This window comes from Pseudomonas sp. MF4836 (assembly GCF_002018875.1).
Classification (GTDB): domain Bacteria; phylum Pseudomonadota; class Gammaproteobacteria; order Pseudomonadales; family Pseudomonadaceae; genus Aquipseudomonas.
This window is the reverse complement of the sequence record NZ_MVOL01000003.1, coordinates 272,615-290,313: the sequence shown is the minus strand read 5'-3', so window position 1 is coordinate 290,313 and position 17,699 is coordinate 272,615. Positions and strand designations below refer to the sequence as shown.

Annotated in this window: 15 protein-coding genes; 6 read left to right on the top strand and 9 right to left on the bottom strand. The window is 64.8% G+C overall.

The annotated features are described in order from the left end of the window. Positions 1-22: 22 nt before the first annotated feature. Entirely contained in the window at positions 23-1,534 is a 1,512-nt protein-coding gene (locus MF4836_RS08085; protein ID WP_078469899.1) for an efflux transporter outer membrane subunit, read from the bottom strand. Between the two features lie 263 nt (positions 1,535-1,797). Here MF4836_RS08085 and MF4836_RS08080 point away from each other — a divergent pair, with 263 nt between their 5' ends. Beyond that, positions 1,798-2,766, top strand: a complete 969-nt coding sequence (locus tag MF4836_RS08080) for a LysR family transcriptional regulator (RefSeq protein WP_020298381.1) — start codon at positions 1,798-1,800, stop codon at positions 2,764-2,766. A gap of 166 nt (positions 2,767-2,932) precedes the next feature. After that, on the top strand, positions 2,933-3,907 hold the full coding sequence (locus MF4836_RS08075; RefSeq protein WP_078470224.1) for a 2-hydroxyacid dehydrogenase: 975 nt from the start codon (positions 2,933-2,935) through the stop codon (positions 3,905-3,907). Positions 3,908-4,012: 105 nt separating this feature from the next. Here the strand turns inward: MF4836_RS08075 and MF4836_RS08070 are convergent, their stop codons facing one another. Beyond that, the gene (locus MF4836_RS08070; protein WP_078469898.1) at positions 4,013-4,924 is read right to left on the bottom strand and encodes a DMT family transporter; all 912 of its coding nucleotides are present in this window, start codon (positions 4,922-4,924) and stop codon (positions 4,013-4,015) included. 220 nt (positions 4,925-5,144) lie between these two features. On the opposite strand from MF4836_RS08070, the gene MF4836_RS08065 reads away from it, so the two are divergent. Continuing rightward, positions 5,145-6,020: an AraC family transcriptional regulator gene (locus MF4836_RS08065; RefSeq protein WP_078469897.1), complete on the top strand. Its 876-nt coding sequence runs from the start codon at positions 5,145-5,147 to the stop codon at positions 6,018-6,020. Positions 6,021-6,047: 27 nt separating this feature from the next. On the opposite strand, the gene MF4836_RS08060 is transcribed toward MF4836_RS08065, so the two are convergent. The 7 genes from MF4836_RS08060 to MF4836_RS08030 form a co-directional block, all read right to left on the bottom strand. Next, on the bottom strand, positions 6,048-7,100 hold the full coding sequence (locus MF4836_RS08060) for a YncE family protein (protein ID WP_078469896.1): 1,053 nt from the start codon (positions 7,098-7,100) through the stop codon (positions 6,048-6,050). Further along, on the bottom strand, positions 7,100-9,535 hold the full coding sequence (locus MF4836_RS08055; protein ID WP_078469895.1) for a TonB-dependent siderophore receptor: 2,436 nt from the start codon (positions 9,533-9,535) through the stop codon (positions 7,100-7,102). Before MF4836_RS08055 ends, MF4836_RS08060 begins: the two co-directional genes overlap by 1 nt. A gap of 167 nt (positions 9,536-9,702) precedes the next feature. Then, positions 9,703-10,692 (bottom strand): FecR family protein, encoded by a 990-nt coding sequence (locus tag MF4836_RS08050; RefSeq protein ID WP_078469894.1) that lies wholly within the window; start codon positions 10,690-10,692, stop codon positions 9,703-9,705. Further along, positions 10,689-11,267: an RNA polymerase sigma factor gene (locus MF4836_RS08045; protein WP_078469893.1), complete on the bottom strand. Its 579-nt coding sequence runs from the start codon at positions 11,265-11,267 to the stop codon at positions 10,689-10,691. The genes MF4836_RS08050 and MF4836_RS08045 overlap by 4 nt, the downstream gene beginning before the upstream one ends. A 12-nt stretch (positions 11,268-11,279) precedes the next feature. After that, on the bottom strand, positions 11,280-11,606 hold the full coding sequence (locus MF4836_RS08040) for a DUF3325 domain-containing protein (RefSeq protein WP_078469892.1): 327 nt from the start codon (positions 11,604-11,606) through the stop codon (positions 11,280-11,282). Then, complete coding sequence (locus tag MF4836_RS08035) at positions 11,607-13,181, bottom strand: PepSY-associated TM helix domain-containing protein (RefSeq protein WP_078469891.1); 1,575 nt, start codon at positions 13,179-13,181, stop codon at positions 11,607-11,609. Beyond that, positions 13,178-13,483, bottom strand: coding sequence for a DUF3649 domain-containing protein (locus MF4836_RS08030; protein ID WP_078469890.1), 306 nt, complete (start codon positions 13,481-13,483; stop codon positions 13,178-13,180). The genes MF4836_RS08035 and MF4836_RS08030 overlap by 4 nt, the downstream gene beginning before the upstream one ends. Before the next feature lie 217 nt (positions 13,484-13,700). Here MF4836_RS08030 and MF4836_RS08025 point away from each other — a divergent pair, with 217 nt between their 5' ends. From MF4836_RS08025 to fecA, 3 genes are all read left to right on the top strand, one after another. Then, entirely contained in the window at positions 13,701-14,189 is a 489-nt protein-coding gene (locus MF4836_RS08025) for a sigma-70 family RNA polymerase sigma factor (RefSeq protein ID WP_078469889.1), read from the top strand. Positions 14,190-14,211: 22 nt separating this feature from the next. Then, positions 14,212-15,177 carry a FecR domain-containing protein gene (locus tag MF4836_RS08020; RefSeq protein ID WP_078469888.1) on the top strand — a complete coding sequence of 322 codons (966 nt, stop codon included), beginning with the start codon at positions 14,212-14,214 and terminating at the stop codon, positions 15,175-15,177. Positions 15,178-15,302: 125 nt separating this feature from the next. After that, the gene (gene fecA / locus MF4836_RS08015; protein WP_078469887.1) at positions 15,303-17,660 is read left to right on the top strand and encodes a TonB-dependent Fe(3+) dicitrate receptor FecA; all 2,358 of its coding nucleotides are present in this window, start codon (positions 15,303-15,305) and stop codon (positions 17,658-17,660) included. The last annotated feature ends 39 nt before the right edge of the window (positions 17,661-17,699 follow it).

The following is a 17,699-nucleotide window of genomic DNA, read 5'->3' as shown; positions in this document are numbered from 1 at the left end:
GGTCCTTCTCAGTCGTCAGCGATCAATGGTCAAAGACGGCCAGGGCCGCCGGGGTCTTGCTCGGTTGGATCTTGACGTCCGCTGGCACATCGCGCCCCGCCTCCAGGCCGCCGCCCAGGGCCGTCACCAGCTCGGCATGGGCCGTGAGCCGCGCCGCCTGCACCTGCTGCTGGATCTGTTGCTGCTGGAACAACAGGCTCTGGGCGTTCAGCACATTGAGGTAGTCGGTGAGGCCGCGCTGGTAGGCGATCATCGCGATGTCATAGGTTTTCTGCGCCGACGCCACCGACTCGGCGGCAAAGCCTTGCTGCTTGTCCATGGACTCGCGGCGGATCAACTGGTCGGAGATGCTTTTCAGCGCATTGACCAGGGTCTGGTTGTAGTGCGCGACGGCGATGTCGTAGCCGGCCGAGGCTTCACCCAGTTCGGCACGCAGGCGCCCGCCGTCGAAAATCGGCAGGCTGATGGCCGGGCCGACGTTGTAGGTGAGTTTCTTGCCGGTGAGGAACTCCAGCGCACCGCCGCCGGTGGCCATGTAGCCGAGGCTGCCCACCAGGTCGACGTTGGGGTAGAAGCCGGCGTGGGCCACATCGATGCCTCGGGCCTGGGCCGCCACTTGCCAGCGGCTGGCGACCACATCCGGGCGCTGGCCGAGCAACTGCGCGGGCAAGGCCGATGGCAGGCGCAGTGCGGCGCCCAGGGCCAGGGTTGGCCGTTGCAGTTGCGCGCCGGCCCCCGGGCCTTTGCCGGCCAGGGCCGCCAGTTGGTTGCGGGTCAGGGCGATTTCTTCATCCAGGGCGTCGATCTGGCGATGGGTTTCCGGCAGCGGGGTTTGGGCCTGGCTGACTTCGAAGTGAGTACCGATGCCCGCGTCCAGGCGCTTTTGCGCCAGCTCGAGAATCTGCTGTTGCTGCTTCAGGGTCGCCTGCACGATGTCGCGCCGGGCATAGTGCAGCGACAGCTGGATGTAGGCCCGTACCACATTGTTCGACAGCTCCAGCTGGGCCAGGCGCGCCTCGGCGGCGCTCATGTGGGCCAGGTCCACGGCGCGTTCGCTGGCGTTGCTTTCGCGCCCCCAGAGGTCCAGGGCATAGCTCAGGCCCAGGGCCGCGTTGTTGTCCCAGGTGGTGCTGTTGGCCAGGTCACCGGGACCGTAGAACTGATCAGTGGGCCAATTGTGGCGCTTGAGGCTGGCATCGCCCTTGATCTGCAGCGATTCGGCAGATTCCGCGACACCGGCCAGGGCCCGTGCCTGGCGCACCCGGGCGGCGGCCATGGCCATGCTCGGGCTGCCTTGCAGGGCGAGGTCGACCCATTGGTCCAGCTGCGGGTCGCCATAGGCCTGCCACCACTGGGCACTGGGCCAGTGGGCGTCCTGGGCGGCGCTCTGAATCGCCTCGTCGGTGGCCAGGGTATTGGCGGGAAGTAGCGTGCCTTGGGGCGCTATGCCTCCGGTTCCGATGCAGCCGCTGATTGCTAACGATAAAGCCCAAACACTGAGAGTCTTCAACTCTCTGCTGATGCGAGGCGGCACTGCTGCGAATTCCTGAGATCGGGGGAGGGGCAACTCTCTGGCAGGGGCCGTCTGGTGGGCGACACGATGCGTCTGGGACAACGCATTGCACGACAGGCTCCTGCAGATCGCGGCAATTCTAGGGGGCGGCCTCGATTGCGATAAGGTGGGTTTCCTGTGAATCTTTGTTACCGTAAACGAGATAATCCATTGGTCGTATCCCCAAGCCCCTGTAAACACTGAAACTTCGTGTCACAATTTGCCATCTCCCTTGAGAGCACCCCATGGACACTTTGCAAAACATGCGCGCCTTCAGCTGTGTCGCCGAGGCCGGCAGTTTCACCGCCGCCGCCGTGCAACTGGACACCACCACAGCCAATGTCTCGCGCGCGGTCTCCAACCTTGAGGCCCACCTGCAAACCCGCTTGCTTAACCGTACGACTCGACGCATCGCCCTGACCGAGGCCGGCAAACGCTACCTGCTGCGCTGCGAGCAGATCCTGGCCTACGTCGAAGAAGCCGAGGCCGAAGCCAGCGACGCCCATGCCCGCCCCGCCGGGCAATTGAAAGTGCACACCATGACCGGTATCGGCCAGCACTTCGTGATCGACGCCATCGCCCGCTATCGCAAGACCCACCCCGACGTGACCTTCGACCTGACCATGGCCAACCGCGTGCCGGACCTGCTGGACGAGGGCTACGACGTGTCCATCGTGCTCGCCAGCGAGCTGCCGGATTCGGGGTTTGTCTCCCAGCGCCTGGGGATCACCTACAGCATCGTCTGTGCCTCGCCGGCCTATGTAAAAGCCAACGGCTGCCCGAACAAGCCCATCGACCTGCTGAACCACGCCTGCCTGCGCCTGGTGAGCCCGGTCATCCCCCTGGAAAAGTGGACCTTCGACGGCCCGGAAGGCCAGGAGATGGTGACCATCAATGGCTCGCCGTTCCTGGTGAACTCCGCCGACGCGATGAAAACCGCGATCACCAGCGGCATGGGCGTCGGCGTGCTGCCGGTGTACGCCGCCATCGAAGGGCTGCGCAACGGCACCCTGGTGCGGGTCATGCCGCAGTACCGCTCCCAGGAGCTGAACCTGTACGCCATCTACCCTTCGCGCCAGTACCTGGACGCCAAGATCAAGACCTGGGTCGAGTACCTGCGCGGCTCCCTGCCGGAGATCCTCGCCGCGCACCAGGCCGAACTCGCCGCCTACGAACTCAGCGGCAGCCTGGCCGGTGCACGCCTGACCAACTGAGCCTGCTCAACCGCTGTAACCGCTGCCGCCAGGCTGCGCTGGCCATCAGCATCAGGGCAAACACCCCTGATGCCCCCAGGCGCTCCCAATGGCCAGCGGCTACAAAAAAGCTGTCGAGAATGTTAGCTTGCTTGGCATTCTCTCCCGCCTGTCGAGCCTTCCCGCGATGAAAAAGACCGTACTTGCCTTCAGCCGCATCACTCCCGAGATGATCGAACGCCTGCGCCAGGAGTTCGACGTGATCGTGCCCGACCCCAAGCAGGGTGATATCAGCGCGCAGTTCAACGAAGCCCTGCCCCAGGCCCACGGCCTGATCGGCGTCGGCCGCAAACTGGGCCGCGCCCAGCTGGAAAACGCCGCCAAGCTGCAAGTGGTGTCCAGCGTCTCGGTGGGTTACGACAACTACGATCTGGGCTACTTCAACGAACGCGGGATCATGCTCACCAACACCCCGGACGTGCTCACTGAAAGCACCGCCGACCTGGCGTTCGCCCTGCTGATGAGCAGCGCACGCCGGGTGGCCGAGCTGGACGCCTGGACCAAGGCCGGCCAGTGGCAGGCCAGCGTTGGCGCTTCGCTGTTTGGCAGCGACGTGCACGGCAAGACCCTGGGCATCGTCGGCATGGGCAACATCGGTGCCGCCGTGGCGCGTCGCGGCCGCCTGGGCTTCAACATGCCGGTCCTGTACAGCGGCAACAACCGCAAGCCCCAGCTGGAACAGGAACTCGGGGCGCAGTTCCGCAGCCTGGATCAACTGCTGGCCGAAGCCGATTTCGTGTGCCTGGTGGTGCCCCTCAGCGACAAGACCAAACACCTGATCAGCCAGCGTGAACTGGCGCTGATGAAGCCGAGCGCGATCCTGGTGAATATCTCCCGCGGCCCGGTAGTGGATGAGCCGGCGCTGATCGAGGCCCTGCAGAAAGGTCAGATTCGCGGTGCCGGGCTCGACGTCTACGAGAAGGAGCCGCTGGCCGAATCGCCGTTGTTCCAACTGAAAAACGCCGTAACCCTGCCCCACGTTGGCTCGGCGACCCACGAAACCCGTGAGGCCATGGCCAATCGCGCGGTGGATAACCTGCGCAGCGCCTTGCTCGGTGAGCGTCCGCAGGATCTGGTCAATCCGCAGACCTGGAAGGGCTGAGGGGCACGTCCAGGGGCGCCATGCCCCTGGAACCCGGCGGTTCTGCAGGCCCTGCCCCCATGATCAGCGACCTGGCCTGCGTCCGCCAAATGGCTCCAGTTGCACTCAGGCAGCAGGGCGCAGATTCCCAGGGGTGACGGCCAAGGCCGGTTTCGGTTTGCGAAACACCAACACGTTGCCCAGCATCACCAGGACCAGCCCGGCCAGTGCCGGAGCGGTCCACTGATAGCCTTCGGCGTAGGCCGACACATTCAGCGCCACCACCGGAAACAGCACGGTGCAGTAGGCCGCGCGTTCCGGGCCCATGCGCCCGACCAGGGTCAGGTAGGCGGTAAAACCGATCACCGAGCCCGGGATCACCAGGTACAGCAGCGAGCCGATATAGCGCGTGTTCCATTCCATGGCGAACGGCACGCCCTGGACCAGGCAATACACCCCCAGCATCACCGCGCCGTAGGCCATGCCCCAGGCGTTGGTGGTCAGCGGCTTGAGCCCGGCCTTCTGCTGCAGGCTGGACAGCAGGTTGCCCGCCGAGAAACACAGGGTGCCGAGCAAGGCCAACCCAAGGCCCAGCAGGGTTTGCGGGCTGGCGCTGTGGCCCACCAGCTCCGGCCAGAACAACAGCCCCAGGCCCAACAGGCCGAGGCCGCCACCCAGCAGCACGTTACGCGCCACCCGTTGGCCGAAGAACATCCGGGCATTCAGCGCGTTCCACAGGGTTGCCGTGGAAAACACCACCGCCACCAGACCGCTGGGGATCCACTGGCTGGCGTGCAAGAAGCACATGAAGTTGATGCAGAACAGGCACAAGCCCTGGGCCAGGCAGATCAGGTGCCCGCGCCGGTTCATCACCTGCAGTTTGCGGCTGAGCAGCAGCAATACGAACAGGATCAGCGCCGCCAGGCCGAAGCGGTAGACGATCGAGACCGGAATCGCCACCACGCCCAGTTGCAGTTTCAAGGCGATCCAGGTGGTGCCCCAGATCAGGACGGTGAGCAAATACAAGGCAAGGTTCATGGCGCTACTCCTGAGTTCGGCTTGCAGTGTCAGGCCCCATGCACCGCGCACGCTTGCATAAACTTGCGCTTTTGTCGGATCGGCAGCTGGCAGCGCCCTGTCTACGGAGTAGGATGCAAAGCCTTGAAGGCCGCGCCATCGCCCTCCCCCCGGGCCGTGCGCAGCCAACGGCAGCGGCTACAGGATCGTGGCGCACTCATTTTTCAACGACGTACAGACCATGCCCGCACTGGAAACCCTGCAAGTCTTCCAAGCCCTCAACCGCTCGCCCAATGCTCGCCTCGAGCACAGCGCCGAGCTCGGTGACGGCCTGGCTGCAGCCTTGTGGAGCAACCACCACGACGCCCAGGACTACGAGGCCCCCAGCCACCACACCCTGTCGTGCTACATCGCCGGCGGCACCGGGACCTTTCGCCGCGAGCAACCGGGCACCACGGGCGGGCCGGACAAACTGTGCATCCTCCCCGCCGAACATCAATCAGCCTGGGTGATCAACGGTGAAATCCGCCTGGCGCACCTGTATTTCAGCCCCGAACAATTCGCCCTGGGCTGCGTCACCATGCTCGACCGCGAACCCCGCGAGCTGCAACTGCGCGAAAGCACCTTCCTCGATGACCCGCTTCAGGCCCGGCGCTTTCGCCGCCTGATCCAGCTCAACTGGGACGAACCCGCCGAACGCCTGCTGACCAGCAGCGTGGCCCACGAAATGCTCAGCCACGCGCTGCTCAACCAGGTCGGCCTGCGCCAGGGCCTGCGCTTGAAGGGCGGACTGGCCGCGCACCAGCGCCGGCATCTGGTGGAGTACATCGACAGCCAGTTGGGCGAACCCATCAGCCTCGGGCAGTTGGCCGGGTTGTGCGCGTTGTCGGAATACCATTTTGCGCGGATGTTCCGCGCAAGCTTCGGCCTGCCGCCGCACCAGTATGTGCTGGCCCGGCGCCTGGCCCAGGCCCGGCATTTGCTGCGCAGTACCTCCCTGGCCCTGGGCGAAATTGCCCTGGCCTGCGGCTTCTCCAGCGCCAGCCATTTCACCAACCGCTTTCGCCAGACCCTGGGCGGCACGCCCGGAGAGTATCGCCAGGCCCTCGCCCGCTGAGCCAACTGAGCCCGCCGCAGACCGGCCTCAGGGCGCCAGGGTCAGCACGCTGAAGGTATTGGCATGAAACAGCGGATCCGCCTTCGCCGGTGAGGTTTGATCCAGCGGTTGGGTAAAGTCCATCGCCGCGAGGTACACCCGTTTGCTGCCCGGATCGAACGCCATGTTGTAGGCCATCGGCGTGGTGCTGACGCTGCTGCGCAGGCGGTAGTAATCGGCGTCCAGCTGGTCCACCAGGGTCAGGCTGGCGTCCACTCCGCTGGGGATCAGCAACAGTCGCTGCTGCGGGTCATACGCCAGCGCGTTGACGTCACGCCCAATTGGCAGGCTGGCCTTGAGCGCACCGCTGTCGCGGTCCACCACCAGCAACTGCGGCTGCTCACCGCGGCAGGCGATAAACAACCGGCCGCGCTCGGCGTCCTGGGCCAGGGCACTGGGCCGGCTGCATTGCGGGTAGCGCCAGGTGTCCAGCACCGCGAAGCTGCTGGTCGACAAGCGCGCCACCTGGCCTTCATCACGCATCGGCATGAAGAAGCTGCCATCGCCCTTGAGCAGCAACGGGTCGATCTTCTTCACCGCGAATTCATGGGCGGCGACGATGCGCTCCTGCCGGGGGTCGAACACGTACAGGGTCGAGCGGTCGGCGCGCCGGCCGCTGACGATGATCACCTGCCCGGTGCCGGGGTCGTACACCGCGCTGTTGAGGTTGCTGCGGGCCACCGCGATACGCTTCAGCGGCTTGAGGGTGGATAACTGCGCCACCCCCAGGCTGCCATCGGTGTTGAGCAGCAACAGGCGATCCAGCTCCGGCACCAGCACCACGCCATTGGCGCCTGCAGACTGCTCAAGGGTCTTCACTGGCCGTTGCTGGTCCACATCGAACACGCTCAGGCCGTTTTCCCGCCGCGCCAGGTACAGGTACGGCCGGCTTGGGTCCAGGGCGATAAAACCCCAGCTGGAGCCGGACCCGGGCAGCGTGACCCGATGCTCCCGGTGATAACCCCGATCGTCGCTAGCGGGCGCCGCCCAGGTGCCCGCGTTGAGGACCAGGGCCAGGCTCAACAGGTTCCAGGCCTTCATCAGAACTCCAGGGTGCTGGACAGCGACACTTGGCGCGAATCGCCCATGGACACAAAGAAGCGGCTCGCCGACGAGGTGTAGTAGGTCTTGTCGAACAGGTTCTTCACGTTGAGCTGGAACTTGACCTTCTGCCCTTCGACCTTGGTGTCGTAGGTGGCGAAGGCGTCGGCCACGGTGTAGGCCGGCAGGTCGAAGCTGTTGGGCGCATCGCCGGCCCGTTCGCCGACATAGCGCGCACCGGCGCCGGCCCGCAGGCGGTCGCCGCCGATCAGGCTGCCGAAGTCATACACCGCCGACAGCGAACCGGTGTTTTTGGCCACGTTTTGCAAACGCTTGCCTTCGTATTGGGTGTCCTTGGTCACTTCGGCGTCGGTGTAGGCATAGCTGCCGATCAGGCTCCATTGCTCGGTGAGCTGGCCGGTCAGGTCCATTTCCAGGCCGCGGGACTTCACTTCGCCAGCAACGCTGGTCACGGTGTCGGTGGCGGTCGCGGTGGTCACCAGCACGTTGCGCTTGGTGATATCAAACAGCGCCGCGCTGGCGGTGATGCGCCCCGGCAGGTCGAGCTTGGCCCCCAGTTCCCAGGACTTGCCTTCCTCCGGCTCGATGCTGCCATCGAGCACCACATTGCCGCCGCCCAGAGGCGCGATGCTGGAGTTGGGCTTGAAGGATTCGGTGTAGCTGCCATAGAACGACAGCGCGTCGGTGTAGCGGTACACCAGGCCGGCGCGCGGCACCCACTTCTGACCGTTGGTGTCGGTGTTGGCGTGGAACGGACGGCCCCGACCCGCGTACTGGTCGTACTCCTGGAAGCGCGCACCGCCCACCAGAATCCACTGGTCGGTGAGGTGGATCGAGTCCTGGAAGAACAGCGAATCGGTGCGCAGCAGATCGGTCTGGTCGCTGTCGGCGGCGCGCACGGCAGTACCCGCCACTTGCTGGCCATACACCGGGTTGAGGTAGTTGAAGGTCGACGCGGTGCCGCGAATCAGGTCGGCGCGGTAAATCTTGCGGTACTCATCGTCCAGGCCGAACACCAGGTCGTGCTGCATCCCGGCCAGCTCGGTCTTGCCTTGCAGGGTGGCGGTGGCATAACGGTCGGTGGTCAGGGCGCCCTGGGTGCCGTCCATGGTGCGGGTCAGGGTGCCGTTGCTATTGACGGCCGTCAGGCGCACCTGGCTGGCGTCGTAGGTTTCGCGGTTCCAGCTGTAGCCGAAATGCGCCTTCCAGTTGTCGTTGAGGTCATGGTCGACCTCAAATCGATACAGGTCCGAGCGCCCTTCCAGGTTGTTGAACGGTTCGTCGAGGCGGCGGGTCGCCGGAATGTCCAGCGGGTGGTTGGTCCTGGGGTCGATCGCGGTGCCACGGTCGAACGGGGTCAGGAACTCGCGGTGCTCGTAGGCCAGCAGCACTTTGGTGTCTTCGCCGTACCAGGCCAGGGACGGCGCCACCAGCGTCTCGCGGTGGGTGCCGAAGTTGCGCCAGTAGTCTTCATCCTCGTGGTCGACAATCATCCGATAGGCCAGCCCGGAGTCCCCCAGGGCGCCGGTGCTGTCGAGGCTGCCGCCGCTGCCGTTCTTGCCCGAGCCATAGCTGGAGCCGCGTACGGTCACGGCGTTGTACTGCTCGAGCTGAGGCTTTTTGCTGACAATATTGACCACGCCGCCCGGGTCCTGAATGCCGTAGAGCAGGGACGCCGGGCCCTTGAGCACCTCGACCCGCTCGGCGGTGGCGTTCAGGGCGCGACCCTGCATCACCGGCATGCTGTCGCGCATGATCGAGCCGTTACGGTTGTCGCCAAACCCGCGGATCATCACCGCGTCCAGGGTGCCGCCCAGGGTGTTGCTCTGGGTGATGCCGCTGATATTGGTCAGGGCATCGTCCAGGTTGCGCGGCGCCTGGTCGCGCATGGCCTGGGCCGGCACCACGTTGATGATCTGCGGGATCTCCTGGTTCAGGGCCTGGGAGCGGGCGATCGAGGTGGTAGCCGGTGGCTGGTAGCTGGTGCTGTCGGCCGCGACCACGGAGGTGATGGTGGTCGCCCCCAGGTTCAGCGCGCCGGCGGTAGGCTGCGGTTCCAGGGCCAGGGTGTGGGCGTCGGTGCGACGGAAGCTCAGCCCGGAGTTGCCCAGCAGGCGGTGCATGGCCTGCTCGGCGCTCAATGAACCGCTGACGGCCGGGGCCTGGATGCCATAGGGGGCCTCATCGGTGTACACCACGCTGATCCCGGTGACCCGGCTGAAATCGCTCAGGGCCTGGGGCAGCGGCTTGGCGGCGATGGCGAAATTGAACACTGCACTGTGTTGCGCGCTGCCGGCATCGGCCGCCAGGGCCACGCTCAACGGCAGCATGGCCAAGCCCGAAACCGCCAGCGCCGACGCGCCGAACCACCCTTTAACCGAACCGCTTGCCGCCATGTGTGCCCTGGACTTCATGCTCGAGACCTGTGTGTAGAACCGCTACGGATGCGAATGACTCGCACTTTCAAGCACTACACGAATGCCGCCCGGGTTTACCTCAGCAAAAAAATGAAAATATTTTCGAACCGGTGCGTTTGGGCTACTGACCGCCCTTCATCTACCTGACACCCAACGACCCGGCATCAGCGCAGGATAATCACGCGGCCCAGCAGTTGATGCTGTTGAAAGCCAAGCACGCCTTGCAGGGAGTCGAGCACCGCCTGCGGGTCCTGGCTGGGGAAGTTGCCGCTGACTCGGCGGGCGCCCAGTTCATCGTTGAGCAGCAGGATCCGTCCCGGGTAATAGCGCCCCAGGTCCTTGACCACCTCGGCCAGGGGTTGCTTGTAGAAGTTCAGCCAACCCTGGCGCCAGGCCAGGTGCGCCTCACTGTCGACACCATGCAGCGCCTGGCTGACACCATCGGCATACGCCAACTGCTGGCCCGCGCCCAGCACCTCCTGGTTCGCGCCCGGTTGCGGGGTCACGCCCACGCGTCCGGAGAGCACGGTCACCTGGGCCCCGGCCGGTTGCAGCCGCACTTCGAACTGGGTGCCCAGCACCTGCACCCGGCCGCTGTCGGCCTCGACCACAAACGGCTGACCGGTGTGGGTCACGCTGAAAAAACCGGCCCCCCGGCGCAGTTGCACATGGCGCTCGCCCTGGGTGAAGTCCACGGCAATCGCGCTGTCGGCATCCAGGGTCACCTGGGACTGATCGGCCAGGGTCACGGTGCGCACCTGCCCCGGGGCCGAGACATAGTCGGCACCAAAATCGTCGAACCAGCGCTGTGGCTGCCAGCCGCCCCCCATGCTGATCGTCAGCAGCAAACAGGCGGCCATCGCCAACCCGGCAGCCCAACGGCGCCGCGAACGGCCCTGGGCCCGATCCATCTCCCGCAAGTAACCCTGCAGGGCAAATTCATCTTCCCGAGCCAGGGTCCGCGCCGGCACTTCGCTGAGTTCCCACAGCACCTGGGCCTGGGCATAGGCTTCGATATGCGCCGGATCAGCCTGCAGCCATTGGCTGAATGTGGCCTGATCGCCACTGCTGGGCTGGTCATGCAACAGGCTGAGCCAGGCCAGGGCAGCCTGCTCCTGGGCCGGCGTCGGGGTGACGCGAGCAATACTGTTCACGGTGCTTTCCCTGGCGTTCGCGTGGTCGAGGGTTCCCGCAGGCTGGCCTTGCAGGCTTCGAGGGCGCGCATCATATGTTTTTCCACGGCGCTTTGGGACAAACCCATGGCCTTGGCGATTTGTGCGTACTTGCGGCCATGGATGCGGTTGAGCAAAAAGATCTGCCGAGTACGCTCAGGCAGGCTGCGCAGCGCCGCCTCGACATGGCGCAGATCATTGCCCGCCTCCAGCGCCGCTTGCGGCTCGGCGCTGTAGTGATCCTGCTGCTCCGGCAGCCAGCTTTCATTGACCCGGACCCGCGCGCCCTCGCTGCGCAAATGGTCGATAGCAATGTTGCCGGCGCACCGCAGCAGGTAGGTGCTGAGCTCTTCGACCTGCACCAGCGGCCGGCGCCAGAAGCGCAGGAACAAATCCTGCACCAGGTCGGCCGCCGTCGCCCGGCAGCCTACGCGACGGCTGACCAAGGCCTCCATCTGCGGGCGCTGGGACAAAAACACCTGCAGAAAATGCGCACGACTGCCCGAGGCTTCCGGGCGGTCGGGGTCAGGGTGTTCCGGAGGGGGACTGATGATCATCGGCCGGTCCGCTTAAAGCTGCGCAACAGCGGCGAGCGGGCTGGCCAGCAAGCCCAGGGCGGCCAGCCACAAGGCCAGGCGCGGGCGATAGGGCAACAGCAGCACCAGCAGCAAGGCACTGAGCATCAACACTGCGCACCATTGCACCAACCCCAGGCCCCAACCGGCAGCGGCCACCGCCGCCCACAACGACAGCCCCAGCAGCGACCAGCCGCCCAGCCTCAAACCCTGGCGGCGCCCTGCCGAGGCCTTGCGCCCCAGCAGGTCGCTGTGATGACGATCCATCGACAGGCACAAGGCGGCAAACCCGGCGTAGCACAGCAGCACGGCGAGCAGCATTCAGTTCACCTCGTTCTTGAGCGTCAGCGGCCGTGGCCGTTCGGCTCGCGGCTGTGGGCTGGGCTTGGAGTGGGACGAGCGCTGCATTTTCCAGGCGGCCCAGGCCAGGAATACACCGCTGCCCAGGCAGGTCAGGTCGAACCCGGCGAGCATCCAGTCACTGCCAGCCAGGCCGGCGGGCGCGGTCAACAGGTCGAGCAGCGGCACCGCGGCAAACAGCAGCGCGGCCAGGCCCAATTGCTCGACCCAGGCCCGCCGCCCACGGCGCACGGCGGCATGCACCAGGCTCAAGCCCCAGACCATGAAGAAGCTATTGACCTCCCAGTCCGCCCGTTCGGCAAAACCTGCCGGCAACAGGCGATTGGCCCAGAAAAACGCCGCGACCGCCAACACCAGGCCCGACATGCTGGCGATATTCAGCACCTCCACCAGCCGCAGCTCAAACGGCATGACTCCACTCTTGGCGTGCTTCAGCTGGCGCTTGCCGAGCCAGATCACCAGCCCGGTGCCGATCATCGCCGTACCGGCCAGACCGCAGATAAAGTACAGCCAGCGCAACACCGGCCCGGCAAACACCCCCATGTGCAGCCCATAGAAACTGCCGGCGATGGCCGTCGGCAAAGACTGTTCGGGAGATACCCTGAGCAGTTCGCCGGTCACGCCGTTGAACGAGATCACGCTGCCAAAGTCGTGCACCACCCGATCGGCACTGTGGCGGAACACGTTCACCGACGCGTTTTCGTCCCCGGGATTGTTCACCGCGATCCGCCCAATGTGCCCGCCCGACCACTGCTGCCGCGCCTGCTCCACCATCGGCCCCATAGGCATCAGCACACCCGGTTTGCCCGAGGCCGGCGCATTGTTGGTGCCTGGAAACGCCTCATTGAAAAACGCCCGGGTGTCACCGTCATAAGCCGTGAGAATGCTGGCCGGCATGACCATGGTCATAAAGATCACCAGACTGCTGTAGGTGATCATCAGGTGAAACGGCAACACCAGGACACCCACCGCGTTATGCCCGTCGAGCCATGAGCGCTGGCCCTTGCGCGGGCGGAAGGTGAAGAAGTCCTTGAAGATTTTCTTGTGGGTGATGATCCCGCTGATCAAGGCGACGAACATCACCATCGCCGCGCTGGTCGCCAGCCAGCGACCCCAGGGGTGGGGCATTTGCAGCTGGAAGTGGAAGCGGTAGAAAAACTCGCCGCCCCGGGTATCCCGGGCCTGGATTTCGCTGCCGGTGGCCGGATCGAGGAGTTTTTCCGTGAAGGCGCCGCGCTCGCCGGGCTTGACCGGGCCCTGCCGCATCACCGACAGCGCCGGTTCACGGGCATCCGGCAGGTTGATGAACCAGCGCCCGGCGCCACTGGCATGTTGCTGCAGGTAGCCTTGGGCCAGGGCCAGGCTGCTGTCGGTGCTGACTGCCCGGGCCGGGACTTCCGGTTGCATCCAGTGGCTGATTTCCGCCTTGAAATACGACAGGGTCCCGGTGAAGAAAATCGCAAACAGCAGCCAGCCAAACACCAACCCGCTCCAGGTGTGCAGCCAGGCCATGGACTGACGAAAACCCTCTTTCATGGGCGCGCCATCCAGTAGGCCAGGCCGGCGATCAGCGCCAGCACCAGGCAGGCGCCCGCGACCCCGGCCCAGGCCCGCCAGGCGCTGCGACAGGCGAAACACCAGAGCACCGCCAGCAGGTAGAACACAAACGAGGCCGTCATCCCGCTGACCGTCGCATCGATCCGGGGCATGGGTAACAGCAAGGTCAGGCAGACACTGCCCAACGCCGCCAGCAGGTAACCGCCGAGCACCGCCGCCAGCACCCGCGAGGCCACGGCCAGGCGATAGGAAACGGGAGTCGCGCCAACTTTGCTTTTCATGTTCCGCCCTGGAAACGTTAAAAAACCTGCACCGCACAGCACCGGGGGCAAGCTTAAAGAGCGGCAATATTAATGATAAATATTCTCATACGCAAAAAGTGCCGATAAACCGATGCCTCGCCGTCGGTCCGCACTGATTGCCGAATGCCATATCCCGCCCCTACAATGCGAACAATTCTTGTTCTCTTAAGCATCCGTATGCTGTCGGAGCGTTCGCTTGGCCCACGCCTCAACCCTCGAAGTGCTCTATCACGCGCATCACAACTGGCTCAACGGCTGGTTGCGACGCCGCCTTGGCTGCCCCCACAACGCCGCCGACCTGGCACAAGACACCTTCATGCGGGTGCTGACGGCCCGTGAAACGCCGCAGATCAACGAACCCCGGGCGTTCCTCACCACCATCGCCAAGCGCGTGCTGTGCAACCACTACCGGCGCCAGGACCTGGAACGCGCCTACTACGAAGCCCTGGCGCAGATGCCGGAGCTGGTGGCGCCCTCCGAGGAAGACCGGGCAATCATCCTGCAAACCCTGGTTGAACTCGACGAGTTGCTCGACGGCTTGCCACGTCCGGTCAAGCGCGCCTTTCTGCTGGCCCAGGTCGACGGCCTGAGCTACGGCGAAATTGCCCAGGCGCTGGGCATTTCCATCGCCACAGTCAAACGTCACTTGAACAAGGCCGCCCTGCGCTGCTATTTCGCCCTGTGAATCACTCAATGCCCTCCCCCTTATGAACAACCCTTTAAATGGTGCGCCGGGCTTCTCGACCCAGGTCGCCGAGCAGGCCGTGCACTGGCTGATCGAAATCCAGAGCGGTGCCCTCAGTCCGCGCCAGCAGCAGGCCTGGCAGCAATGGCACGATGCCCACAGCGAACATCAGCGGGCCTGGGAGCATATTCAGCGGGTCAACCAGCGGCTGCGTGGCATGGGTTCGCCCCTGGCCCATGCCGCGCTCAATGCGCCAAAGTCCTCCAGCCGGCGCCAGGCTCTGAAGCTGCTACTGATTCTTGGAGCCGGTTCTGCCGCGGCCTGGGGCCTGCGCGAGCACAACCCGCTGCCGCCGCTGCTGGCCGACTACCGCAGCCCGCTGGGCCAGCGGCGCAAGCTGACCCTGGACGATGGCAGCCTGCTGCAACTCAATACCAACAGCGCGGTGGACCTGCACTTCGACGGTCAGCAGCGGCTGATCCGCCTGCTCGAAGGCGAAATCATGCTCAGCAGCGCCGACGACAACCGCCCGCTACGGGTGCAGACCGCCGAAGGCCTGGTGCAGGCCGAGGGCGCGCGCCTGAACCTGCGCCAGTTCAAACAGCGCAGCCAGTTGGCGGTGTTCAGCGGTCGGGTCAGCCTGAGCCCGACCGCCTTCAACGGCGCCCCCCTGCTGGTGCCGCCGGCGCGGCAGTTGAGCTTCAGCGCCCAGGCCTGGGACACCCCGACGGCGCTGGACGCCAACAGCGGGGCCTGGAGCGAAGGGATGCTGGTGGCGGCCCATATGCGCCTGGCGGATTTTCTCGATGAACTGGGCCGTTATCGACGTGGCCAGCTCAACTGCGATCCCAGGGTCGCCGACCTGCTGCTCTCGGGCAGTTATCCACTGGACGACAGCGAACGGATTCTCGAGCTGCTGGAAATCAGCCTGCCGGTCAAAGTACGCCGCTTCACCCGCTATTGGGTCACGGTCCAGGCCCGCGCTTGAGGCCGCGGCGACACGTCGATGGTTAACGACGGATATTTTTTTGCTGGCGGGTGAGCCGTTTTGTACAGCTCGAGTGACAGACAAGGAAAGCCACCTTGATTCCCCCCTTCTCTGGACAGTCAGCCATGCCCCAGCACACCCCTCGCCTTACCCCACTAGCCCGCACGCTGCGCAACTGGATGCTGGGCGCCAGCCTGAGTTTCGGCGCCCTGCCCATGGCCCATGCGGACGCCGCCCAGGCCAAGGCTTATCACATTGCCCCCGCGTCCCTGGAAAGTGCGCTCAACCAGTTCGGCCGTGAAGCAGGGGTGCTGATTTCCTTTGGCTCGCAGGTCACCAACGGCGTGCAGAGCCCCGGCCTGGACGGCCACTACAGCACCGAACAAGGCTTGAAGCTGCTGCTCGAAGGCACCGGCCTGCAAGCCCGGGCCGAAGGCAACAACGCCTACAGCCTGCAACCGCTGAGCAACGACAACACCCCGGCGCCCCTGGAGCTGGGGGCGTCGAGCGTGGTCGGGGACTGGCTGGGCGATGCGGCGCAGAGCAACGTGTTCGAGCATCCCGGCGCTCGGGACGTGATCCGCCGTGAAGAATTCGAACGCCAGGGCGCGACCCAGGCCCGGGATGTGCTCAACCGCATTCCCGGGGTCAACGCACCGGAAAACAACGGCACCGGCAGCCACGACATGGCGCTGAATTTCGGTATCCGCGGGCTCAATCCGCGCCTGGCATCGCGCTCAACGGTGTTGATGGACGGGATCCCGGTACCGTTCGCACCCTATGGCCAGCCGCAGCTGTCGTTCGCTCCCATCAGCATGGGCAACATGGACGCCGTGGACGTGGTGCGCGGCGGCGGCGCGGTGCGCTACGGGCCGCAGAACGTCGGCGGGATCGTCAACTTCGTGACCCGGGCGATTCCCGATGAGCCGACGCTCAAGGGCGGTGTGCAGACCGAGACCAGTCCGTCGTCCAGCCATGACGGCTTCAAGACCACCGGCAACCTGCTGGCCGGCGGCACCGCCGACAATGGCCTGGGCGGCGCGCTGCTGTACTCCGGCACCCGCGGCGGCGACTGGCGCGAACACAGCGACACGCAGATCGACGACCTGATTCTCAAGGGCAAGTATCAACTCGACGATGCCAACAGCTTCAACGCCATGGCTCAGTACTACGAGGGCCAGGCCGATATGCCAGGCGGCTTGAGCACTGCGGCGTACAAGGCTGATCCGTATCAGTCGACCCGGCCGTTCGACAAATTCTGGGGCCGGCGCACGATGTTCAATGTCGGCTACCGCTACCAGGAAGATCGCCGGGAATTCACCGTCAACAGCTTCTTCACCAAGACCCTGCGCAGCGGTTATCTGGATCAGCGCACCGTTATTTCACTGTCGCCACGCGAGTACTGGGTGCGCGGGCTGGAAAGCCGTTTCGCCCAAGGTTTCGACCTCGGCCCCACCAGCCACGAACTGGGCCTGGGCTACCGCTACATCAACGAAGCGGGCCACGAACAGCGCTTCATCACACCGATTGCCGCCCAGCAGTTGCCCACCACGGCTGATGCCAGGGACCGCAACACCCGGGGCAGCACCGAAGCCCATGCGATTTTCCTCGACGATCGCATCGATATCGGCAAATGGACCATCACCCCTGGCATTCGCTACGAGATGATCGAGTCGGAGCAGACCGACAAGCGCCTCAATGCCCAGTACAAGGGCGACTACAACACCGCGTTGCCGGCATTGAACGTGCTCTATCACCTCAACGACAGCTGGAACCTGTACGCCAACACCGAAGGTTCATTCGGCAGCGTGCAATACAGCCAGATGCGCAACCGCGTCGACAAAGGCGCGATCAAGCCGGAAAAAGCCCGAACCTGGGAATTGGGCACCCGCTATGAGAACGGCGGCCTGCGCGCCGAAGTCGGGGCGTTCCTGATCAATTTCGACAACCAATATGAAAGCAACCAGACCAACGACACCGTGATCGCCCGCGGAGAAACCCGCCATCAGGGGATCGAGAGCAGCATCAACTATGCCCTCGACGGCCTGAGCCCGGCCCTGACCGGCTTCGACCTGTACGCGACCTATGCCTATGTCGACGCCACCATCCGCGAGGACGGGTCGAACAAGGGCAATCGCGTACCGTTTTCATCCCGGCATAAAGGCACCCTGGGCCTGGGCTACACCCAAGGTGCATGGAAGCTCAACCTCGACAGCAGCTACCAGAGCAGCCAGTTCGCCGACAACGCCAATACCTCGGCGGAAAACGCCATGGGCAACGTCGGCAATATCCCGGGCTACATGCTGTTCAGCAGTCGCGCAGCCTACGATTTCGGCCCGCGGCTGTCTGACCTGAACGTGGCGGTGGGGGTGAAAAACATCCTCAACCACCAGTACTTCACCCGCTCCTTCGACGACAACAACATGGGCAAATACGTCGGCGAACCACGCACCCTGTACGTGCAGACTTCGGTCGCCTTCTGATCGCCGACAACCTTTGCCATTCGTGCCCACAAAACAAAA